This window comes from Priestia flexa NBRC 15715 (assembly GCF_001591565.1).
GTDB lineage: Bacteria > Bacillota > Bacilli > Bacillales > Bacillaceae_H > Priestia > Priestia flexa.
The window spans coordinates 43,477-53,465 of the sequence record NZ_BCVD01000008.1 but is presented as its reverse complement, the minus strand read 5'-3'; the positions used below and the strand labels follow the sequence as shown (position 1 = coordinate 53,465).

General features: G+C 38.9%; 11 protein-coding genes and 1 other annotated feature. All 11 genes read right to left on the bottom strand.

Annotation, left to right across the window (positions count from 1 at the left end; all coding sequences use genetic code 11):
* Positions 1-26 precede the first annotated feature (26 nt).
* On the bottom strand, positions 27-2,798 hold the full coding sequence (gene ileS, locus BFL01S_RS02880; RefSeq protein ID WP_061784810.1) for an isoleucine--tRNA ligase: 2,772 nt from the start codon (positions 2,796-2,798) through the stop codon (positions 27-29).
* Between the two features lie 72 nt (positions 2,799-2,870).
* Positions 2,871-3,093 (bottom strand) — a binding site (T-box leader).
* Positions 3,094-3,161: 68 nt separating this feature from the next.
* Positions 3,162-3,656, bottom strand: a complete 495-nt coding sequence (locus BFL01S_RS02875; protein WP_061784809.1) for a DivIVA domain-containing protein — start codon at positions 3,654-3,656, stop codon at positions 3,162-3,164.
* 84 nt (positions 3,657-3,740) lie between these two features.
* The gene (locus BFL01S_RS02870) at positions 3,741-4,514 is read right to left on the bottom strand and encodes a YlmH family RNA-binding protein (protein WP_061784808.1); all 774 of its coding nucleotides are present in this window, start codon (positions 4,512-4,514) and stop codon (positions 3,741-3,743) included.
* Between the two features lie 48 nt (positions 4,515-4,562).
* Positions 4,563-4,832 carry a YggT family protein gene (locus BFL01S_RS02865; RefSeq protein ID WP_025908851.1) on the bottom strand — a complete coding sequence of 90 codons (270 nt, stop codon included), beginning with the start codon at positions 4,830-4,832 and terminating at the stop codon, positions 4,563-4,565.
* 6 nt (positions 4,833-4,838) lie between these two features.
* Positions 4,839-5,312: a cell division protein SepF gene (locus tag BFL01S_RS02860; RefSeq protein WP_061784807.1), complete on the bottom strand. Its 474-nt coding sequence runs from the start codon at positions 5,310-5,312 to the stop codon at positions 4,839-4,841.
* Between the two features lie 23 nt (positions 5,313-5,335).
* A complete protein-coding gene (locus tag BFL01S_RS02855) occupies positions 5,336-6,010 on the bottom strand; it encodes a YggS family pyridoxal phosphate-dependent enzyme (protein WP_035320310.1) in 675 nt (224 codons plus the stop codon).
* 7 nt (positions 6,011-6,017) lie between these two features.
* Complete coding sequence (gene pgeF / locus BFL01S_RS02850) at positions 6,018-6,842, bottom strand: peptidoglycan editing factor PgeF (protein WP_061784806.1); 825 nt, start codon at positions 6,840-6,842, stop codon at positions 6,018-6,020.
* Positions 6,843-6,917: 75 nt separating this feature from the next.
* On the bottom strand, positions 6,918-7,172 hold the full coding sequence (locus tag BFL01S_RS02845) for a YlmC/YmxH family sporulation protein (RefSeq protein WP_025908848.1): 255 nt from the start codon (positions 7,170-7,172) through the stop codon (positions 6,918-6,920).
* A 190-nt stretch (positions 7,173-7,362) separates the two neighbouring features.
* Complete coding sequence (gene sigG, locus BFL01S_RS02840) at positions 7,363-8,142, bottom strand: RNA polymerase sporulation sigma factor SigG (RefSeq protein WP_025908847.1); 780 nt, start codon at positions 8,140-8,142, stop codon at positions 7,363-7,365.
* 147 nt (positions 8,143-8,289) lie between these two features.
* Positions 8,290-9,009 carry an RNA polymerase sporulation sigma factor SigE gene (sigE, locus tag BFL01S_RS02835; RefSeq protein ID WP_025908846.1) on the bottom strand — a complete coding sequence of 240 codons (720 nt, stop codon included), beginning with the start codon at positions 9,007-9,009 and terminating at the stop codon, positions 8,290-8,292.
* A gap of 29 nt (positions 9,010-9,038) precedes the next feature.
* Complete coding sequence (gene spoIIGA / locus BFL01S_RS02830; protein WP_025908845.1) at positions 9,039-9,959, bottom strand: sigma-E processing peptidase SpoIIGA; 921 nt, start codon at positions 9,957-9,959, stop codon at positions 9,039-9,041.
* Between the last annotated feature and the right edge of the window lie 30 nt (positions 9,960-9,989).

Here is a 9,989-nt window from a genome sequence, read left to right as displayed (position 1 = left end):
CTTATGTCCCAGCCTCTTTTTCCGCTTTACTGCTGAACGTAGTTCGTTTTCACCACATCTGCACATCTTGCACATAATGTTGGATGAGCTGAGTCTGAACCAACTGTTGTTGTAACTGTCCAACAACGTTCACATTTTTCTCCTTCAGCAGGTGTCACAACGATTGCTGCGTGCTCAAAGCGCTGTGCAGTTTCCGGCGCATCTGCTACGTCACCAGCAACCTCTAAGCCTGAAACGATAAACAATTGACCTACGTTTTCTGAGATAGACGCTAACAATTGCTTCGTCTCAGCGTTTGGATATAGAGTCAACTTAGCTTCAAGAGATTTTCCGATTACCTTTTCATTACGAGCCTGTTCAAGTGCTTTTAACACTTCGTCACGGAGTTCCATAAACGCATCCCATTTTTTCTCGAGCTCATCTGCACCAGCAATTTCTTTCACTTCTGGCATATCAACTAGCTGGACGCTTTCTTCTTCTACGTTTGGAATATGAACCCATACCTCATCAGCTGTATGAGAAAGGATTGGAGATACTAACTTTGTTAGAGATAGTAGCGTTTCGTAAAGAACGGTTTGAATACTACGACGCTCTACGTTGTTTGCACCTTCGATATATAATACGTCTTTTGCAAAATCTAAATAGAACGAACTCATATCAATCGTACAGAAATTATGAACTGCATGATAAATACTTGAGAACTCATATGCATCGTATGATTTCTTCACTTTATCCACTAATTTATTGAGCTTAACTAGCATGTAACGATCTACTTCACGAAGCTGATCTACTGAAATCGCATCCGTTTGTGGATTGAAATCTGCTAGGTTTCCTAATAAGAAGCGGAACGTATTACGAATTTTACGATATACTTCAGCTACTTGTTTCAAGATGTTATCAGATACGCGTACATCTGCCTGGTAGTCAACAGACGCTACCCATAAGCGTAGAATATCTGCACCTAACTGTTTCATAACCTTAGCTGGAATAACCGTGTTACCAAGTGATTTACTCATTTTACGACCTTCACCATCTAAAGCAAAACCATGACTTAAAACGGCTTTATAAGGTGCTTCACCCGTTACAGCAACGCTTGTAGATAAGCTTGAGTTAAACCAACCGCGATATTGGTCAGACCCTTCTAGATAAAGGTCAGCCGGACGCTGTAACCCTTCACGCTCTTCAAGTACAGCTTGGTGAGAAGATCCAGAATCAAACCATACGTCCATAATATCCGTTTCTTTTGTGAAATGACCGTTTGGACTACCAGGATGAGTAAAGCCTTCCGGTAATAAATCTTTTGCTTCACGCTCAAACCATACGTTTGAACCATGCTGACGGAACAGCTCTGATACATGCTCAATTGTCTCATCCGTAATAATCGGCTCATCATTTTCAGCATAAAACACAGGAATTGGTACGCCCCATGCGCGTTGACGAGAAATACACCAGTCTCCACGATCACGAACCATGTTGTAAAGACGAGTTTCGCCCCAAGCAGGAACCCACTGTGTTTTTTCTACTGCCTCTAATAGCTCTTTACGGAAGTCTTTAATTGATGCAAACCATTGCGCTGTTGCACGGAAAATTGTCGGCTTTTTCGTACGCCAGTCATGTGGATATGAATGCGTGATGAATGATAGCTTTAACAGGGCGCCTTCTTCTTGAAGCTTTTCAGTAATGGCCTTGTTCGCATTATCATAGAATAAGCCTTCAAATCCAGGCGCTTCCTCTGTCATATGACCTTTGCTGTCAACTGGACAAAGTACACCTAAACCGTATTTTTGACCCACAATAAAGTCATCTTCCCCGTGTCCTGGAGCCGTATGAACACACCCAGTACCCGCATCAGTTGTAACATGGTCACCTAAAACGAGTAGAGAATCACGCTTGTAAATTGGATGTTCTGCTACTACGTGCTCAAGTTCAGCACCTTTCATAGTACGCACTACTTCATATTCAACCCATTCAATCTCTTTTGCAACGGTCTCAACAAGTTCTGATGCCACGATGTATTTAGCACCATCTACGGCCACTACGCTATATTGAAGCTCTGGGTTTACAGCAATAGCTAAGTTTGCCGGCATTGTCCATGGCGTTGTTGTCCAGATGATAAATTTCTCATCACTTTCCACTACGCCTTTACCATCTTTTACATTAAACGCCACGTAAATAGACGCAGAGCGCTTATCATAATATTCAATTTCAGCTTCTGCTAACGCTGATTCACTAGATGGAGACCAATAAACTGGTTTTAGTCCTTTGTAGATATAGCCTTTTTTCGCCATATCTCCAAATACTTTAATTTGCTGAGCTTCGTATTCAGGCTGAAGCGTCACATAAGGGTTATCCCAATCAGCACGCACACCTAAACGTTTGAACTGTTCACGTTGACCTTCCACTTGCTCCCATGCATACTGTTCGCAAAGCTTACGGAACTCAGCAACGCTCATTTCTTTACGGTTGACTTTTTTATTCTTTGTTAAAGCTGTTTCAATCGGTAAACCGTGCGTATCCCAACCAGGTACATACGGTGCACAAAAACCTGACATGGATTTATAGCGAACGATAAAGTCCTTTAAGATTTTATTCAGTGCATGCCCCATATGAATATCACCATTTGCATAAGGAGGGCCATCATGTAACACGAATAATGGACGACCTTCTGTACGCTTTTGAACTTTTGCATAAATGTCCATTCCCGCCCACTTTTCTTGCATTTGTGGCTCACGATTTGGTAAATTTCCACGCATCGGAAATTCTGTTTTCGGCATTAATAACGTATCTTTATATTCCAAAGTTCTAACCTCCATAAAATCGTAAATTTCATTCCGTATATAGCTACAACAAAAAGAGACCTTCTCATCCCAAAAAGGGACGAGAAGGTCTCCCGCGGTACCACCCTTGTAGACAAACAGCACTTCCGTTTGTCCTCTCAGCATTCGTAACGTGAATAACACGTCGCTGCTTACTTCGTTTCAGCAGCAATACTCCAGGGTGATATTCGTTTCTTAGATTAGACCGAGCTCTCACCTTCCTCGGTTCGCTAAACGTAATCATGTAAGAAACTACTGTCCCTATCTCCGTACTATACGTATGAAATTTCATCTGTTACCAAATTATATGACAACAAAACGAAAGAAGTCAAGGTTCTGTCTTGACTAGTCAATTTTTTCTTCTAACGCAGGCATTTCATAGTCCATTAATTGATCCCAATCATCACTGTTTAACATTTCTAACTGGGCTTCAATTAACATTTTAAAACGCGTACGGAATACTTTTGACTGCTTTTTCGTCTCTTCAATATCCATCGCAATTTTACGAGACTTTGATAAAGCTTCATTGATAATGCGGTCAGCATTCTTTTCCGCTTCTTTTACAATTAGCTTCGCTTCTTTCTCTGCGTTTCGCTTTACGTCTTCTGCTGCTTCTTGAGCAATTAAAATTGATTTATTCAGCGTTTCTTCGATGTTAGTAAAATGCCCTACTTTTTCAGTAAGCTCAGTTACTCGCGCTTCTAATTCTTTTTTCTCACGAATAATTAATTCGTAATCCTTAATTACTTGGTCAAGAAATTCATTGACCTGGTCTTCATCATATCCACGAAACCCACGATTAAATTCTTTGTTATGAATATCTAAAGGGGTTAAAGGCATGTAGGCCACCTCCACGTTGTCTCATTACATTGTTTGTAATGGAATATTCGACATATTTTTTTTGTTTCCTGCTTACAATTTTTGTTATTGTTGTTTCCCTACAATTACTCGCCACTTATCTTTTTTTGTTTTCCCCTCAACTGATATAACTTTACTTCGACCAAAACCTCTTAGTGAAAGTATATCATCTGCTTTGCACTCAAAAGAAGGCTGTTCAACCGTTTTAAAATTTACTTTTACCGCTCCACTTCCAATAAACGGCTGCACCTTTTGACGAGATAAATTGTAAATGGTAGATAGTAAAACGTCTAACCGCATGGATGATACAGTATACGTTTTTTCCTGAAATTCACTTTGAACTTGAAGTAACTCTGTGCGGTCTTTTTTTACAAGAGATATTTTGGCTTTACCCACTGACGTGAAGTTTGCTTCCACGTAAGAAGATATTTCATCGGCAATAACCAGCTGTATGCGCTCATCTTGTACCAAAACATCACCAAACTTTGACCGTTTTAACCCAAGCGACATTAATGCTCCTAACACTTGAGGGTGCTCAACCGTAACAAATTTACTAGGATAGTGCAGCTCGTAGTAGCTCAGTTGAAAATCTTCATTTCCCACCTCATAATAATCAGGATATAAAAGCGCTCGCTTTCGTTCTCCTTGTTCACTTCCACCGTCAAACGAAACAAGCACTTCTCCTTCTGTTCCAATGATAGCTGAAACAATTTGCTGCTCGCGTGGGTCTAAAAAGTCCGTCAGCTTTGGACTATATTGATTAAGAACATCTTCTTTCCACTCTAATACGAGGTCAATAAATGCTCGTTCTTCTTCTCGAAAATGTTGATAAATAGACATGTCTACTCTCCTTGCTCGTATGTAAAAAAGGAATCAAATGATTCCTTTTTATATGAACCCTAACATTCTAAATAGCGATACGAGTCCACCACTTGCAAAGCGTAACACAAGAATAGCTACCAGTGGTGAGAGATCAATCATTCCAAGCGGAGGAATGATTCGTCGAAACGGCTCAAGGTAAGGTTCACAAATGCTTCCCAGCATTTGTCCAAATCGAGATGCGCGAATGTCGGGAACCCATGACATAAAAATGTAAATAATGAGCGCCCATGAATAAATCTCGATTAACTGAAGCAAAATCCTAAGTACGATTTCCATATACGGTTACCACCTCTTTACGTTGCTTGTTTCATGTTCAGTGAGCATATCTGAAATGCTACCACTAACATCGACATTGTCTGGCGTACATAAAAAAATATCGGTTCCGATTTTTTGAATGTCACCACCTAAAGCATAAACCGTTCCGCTTAAAAAGTCGACTATTCTTACTGCTTGATCACGCTGAATTCGCTGTAAATTGACAACAACGACTTTGCGGTTCTTTAAATGATCGGTAATATCTTGGGCTTCGGCATAAACGCGTGGTTCAGATAAGACCATCTTCGATGATTTTTGTACGCTTTGCAAACTTATAACATTTTGCTGTTGCTGCTGACTGCTAACTTGCTTTTGCGTCTTAGAAGGTTGAACAGCAGCAGGTTCATTGTCATATTCTTTTTGTTCATATCGTTCTTCTACGTACTCTTCTGTCTCATCATCCATGGCAAAAAAATTTTTTAAACGATTCTTCATACTCATCGCCTGACACCTCCTTAACGTTCTTAACCAACCAATGTGGTTCCTAATCGAATAAACGTTGCTCCTTCTTCAATAGCAATTTGGTAATCATTTGACATTCCCATTGAAAGCTCTTGGCAAGGAGCATAGCGTAAATTAAGAGTTTGAATTTCTTGCTGTAGCTTTTTTAAATCTTTAAAACAATTTCTTAATACCTTCTCATCGTCCGTATGAGGAGCCATTGTCATTAACCCAACAACTTGAACATTTGGGTATTCCTCTAATGCTTGAATAAATGGAACAACCTCATCTGCTGATAGCCCATGCTTAGATTCTTCTTCCGCAACGTTTACCTGTACAAAGCATTTTACTGGCTTACTCGCTCGCTTATTAATCTCTTTTGCTAGCGATAAACGATCTAACGAATGAATATACGATGCTTGATTGATAATATTTTTCACTTTACGCGTTTGGAGCGTTCCAATAAAGTGCCATGTGGCCTTGTCACCAATTTCCTCATACTTCTCCGTCATGCCCTCATCACGATTTTCTCCTAGATGTATAAGGCCTGCTTCTACGGCCTCTTGTGCGCGCTCAGTAGAAACGTATTTTGTTACGGCTACAACCCTTACTTCTTCTGGGTGACGCCCTACCTTCTCACAGGCTAGGTTAATTTGTTCTTTTACTTGTTCTAAATTGCTTGCTACGCTTGCTGTCACTATGTAGTCAATCCTCCTTAAAACCTATAAAGCTAAACATACGACCGGTTTTACCTTGATCGCGACGATGCGAAAAGAATAGATCATCTTCACAGCTTGTACAATGGGATGAAACGATAATATTTGCTTCATTAACACCAGCTTTTTTCATCAAATAAACGTTTAGTTTTTTCAAATCTAGTCGATATTGATTCGGAGAAATTTGCACATATACGTCCGCTGACGACGCTACTTCATTCACTGCTGAAATGACGCGGTCATCGACAATATAGCAGCATGATTCAATCGCTGGCCCTACAGCAGCATAAATATCTTCAACAGGTATTTGCTCTTCCTGTACCCATTTTCGAATCATCTCACCCGCAATATCTTTAACTGTTCCTTGCCATCCAGCATGAGCTAGCCCTACCATATGATGATTTGGAGCATAAAAATATAGAGGTACACAGTCTGCATAGCATAGTGCTAACAAAACGTTTGATTCATTTGTATAAATTCCATCTGTTTGTGCAACTCCATCTTCATAAGCATGCATTCCCTTTCCTGATTGCTTACGCGTTACTTTTTGTACAACCGAATTATGTACTTGTTCAGCGCAAACCCAATTCGATAAGGGCATATTTAGATGGTTAGCTAATAGTTCTCTATTTAAAATAACGTGTTCTTTGTTGTCATGTACGTGCAGTCCAAGGTTGAATGAAGTAAACGGAGGCTCACTTATTCCACCGTTTTTAGTCGTAAAGCCACTTAACAGCTGACTATTTTCATCCATCCACGGACGAAGCCACATAAACGATTCATGATGGCTTTTTGTAAAAGCAGCTTTATTCATGTATGTGACACACCCTTTATCTATTGTTCTCAAATATTGTACCACAGATTGAGAATAGCTGTTTATAAAAATACATTAATTCTCTTCAAGTTCGTAGCTGTCTTTATAGCGTACTAAAATAACGTCAGAACCAATCTTTACGATATTTCGCCACGGAATGACAATTTCCTCTTCTTTCCCAAAAAAACCAAGCATTCTTGAGTTCCCAATGACAATCGCTTGAATTTTACCAGTGGCTAAATCAATATCAATATCTCCTACATGTCCAAGGCGCTTGCCGTCTGCTACGTTAACCACATCTTTAATTTGAAATTCAGAAATCTTTAACATCCCTATTCCCCCTATTCTCTTAGCCAACACGTTATTTTAAAAAACGTAGAAATCTCTTTGTATATGTATATTTAAACTTGAGTGATTTCATGAAAGAAACGGTAATTTTACGCGCTTTTTCTTCTATCAAACAAACCGCCGCACAGACTGATCCATGCGGCGGTTTATCATACGTATGAAGCCAAAAATATTAGCTTTGAATGTTCTTATTCATCTGTTTAATGGCTGCTTTTTCTAAACGAGATACCTGTGCTTGTGAAATCCCAATTTCATCAGCCACTTCCATTTGAGTCTTTCCTTGAAAGAAGCGTTTTCGTAAAATTAGTTTTTCTCTCTCATTTAGTCGACGCATCCCTTCCTGTAAGGCTATTTCTTCAATCCAAGTAGAATCGCGATTTCGCTCGTCACTAAGCTGATCCATCACATAAATAGGATCTCCTCCATCATTGTAGATAGGTTCAAATAATGATACTGGGTCTTGAATAGCGTCTAACGCAAATACAATATCTTCATGTGGAACTTCTAATACTTTGGCTATTTCTTCTGCAGTTGGCTCTTTTGATGTTTCACTCATTAATCTTTCTCGAACTTGGAGTGCCTTATATGCAATGTCTCTTAATGATCTTGATACCCGAATTGGGTTATTGTCTCGCAAGTAGCGGCGAATTTCTCCAATAATCATCGGAACAGCATATGTAGAAAATTTTACGTTTTGTCCTAAATCAAAGTTGTCAATAGATTTCATGAGGCCAATACAACCCACTTGAAATAAATCATCAACGAATTCTCCGCGATTATTAAAACGCTGAATTACACTTAGAACAAGACGTAGGTTACCACTCACTAACTTCTCACGAGCGGTTTCATCACCAGCTTGCAGCTCCTTAAATAAAAGGCGCATCTCATCATTCTTCAATACAGGAAGCTTTGAAGTATCTACTCCACAAATTTCTACTTTATTTCTTGTCAATTCTTTCCCTCCTCACAGGAGATGATGTTCTGAGTTCAGTATCTCCTTGAAAGGAAAAAATATGCACATTCAAAATTCTTACATTTTATTCCTGAAACAAAATGCGGTAACAGCAGAGTCAGAACGCCTACTTGTTACCGCATTTTGTTACACCATTTTATTAAATTCTTTTCGGAGCCTTTTAATAATTCGCTTTTCTAATCGTGAAATATACGATTGAGAAATACCAAGCATATCCGCTACATCCTTTTGCGTTTTCTCTTCCCCACCTGCTAATCCAAATCTTAACTCCATAATTTGCTTTTCACGATCATTAAGTTGATGTAAAGCTTTTAATAACAGCTTCCTATCTACATTCGCTTCTAAGTCTTTTGTAATGATATCTTCTTCCGTTCCCATTACATCCGAAAGTAAAAGCTCATTCCCATCCCAATCAATGTTTAACGGCTCATCAAACGAAACTTCTGAACGAATCTTGTTATTTCGTCTTAAATACATGAGAATTTCATTTTCAATACATCTCGATGCGTACGTAGCTAGTTTGATTTTCTTTTCTGGATTAAATGTATTTACTGCTTTTATTAAGCCTATTGTCCCAATGCTAATTAAGTCCTCAATATTAATCCCCGTATTTTCAAATTTACGTGCAATATAGACAACTAGGCGTAAATTTCGCTCAATTAGTAAAGACCTTGCCGCTTCATCACCAGAAGGAAGTTTTTTCAGTAACACTTCTTCTTCATCTTTTGTTAGAGGTGGCGGTAATGCTTCGCTCCCACCAATATAATATACTTCATCTGTTTTAATTTTTAATTTAATTAATAACTTGTACCACCATAACTGTAGCCGAATACGATATGTAGACATTCAATTTCCCCCTTTTATTTTTGTTCAAATTAAGAAGCTGAGCTGACTTCTCCAATGACTAATAGCTTGGGATGAATAATTGATTCATATTGTCCTTCAACCGATAATGTTGTATGGCTAATTCCAACCAACACCTTTTCAACATGAATTTCTTGGGAGTTATGAACAATGGTTACATGATCTGGCTTTAGAGCCAACAATAGCTGATTAGACTGTCCGACACTTCTATACGGCACAAATCTCACCCTCGCATACCAGTCATGATCAATATCCTCATCATGCGAAAATGATTGGACATTTTTACTTAATTGAAGCAGCGAGGAAGGAAGGACTTCTTCAAGTAAGGATGCTGCAACAATCATAACAGGTGTTTTCGTTAATGGATCAACAAGCTGGTTACCGCTATCAATAAGACCTTTTGTATGAATTTCTACACCGTTTAAACTAATCTTCACATCCGCTAGCTGATCAAACGTAATGTTTTTCATCTTCATATCTTCAACTCTAGCCTTTGAGAAGTAGGCTAGAATAGGGAAGCCTAAGCATACGAATAACCAGCTGATAGGGTCTCCAAACTGTGGCTGTGTACTCACCATTTCATCTACCAGCAAATATTGTTGATCAAACAAAAAATGAATTCCTACTAACCCACCACCTACGACAAACGTTGAAAAATAAAATGTTAATAAGTTTTCAATAAAAAAGCGAAGACGCTTATACCCAAAAGCTACTAACACCATAATGAGGGAGAACAGAATTTTAACTGCGGGATGCAGCATAATATCAGAAAATTGAGTAAACATAAGAAGTACAATTAAAGAGCCAATAAATCCCCCTAAGCACAGTCGCCACCATTTAAACTGCCGCTTTAAAACCGTTGCGCATAAAAGCAACAAAATTGTATCTAATCCAAAATTAAGAATCCAGATTAAATCTAAATAGATTGGCACTGATTGAACCTCTCCATTCCTCTTAATCTC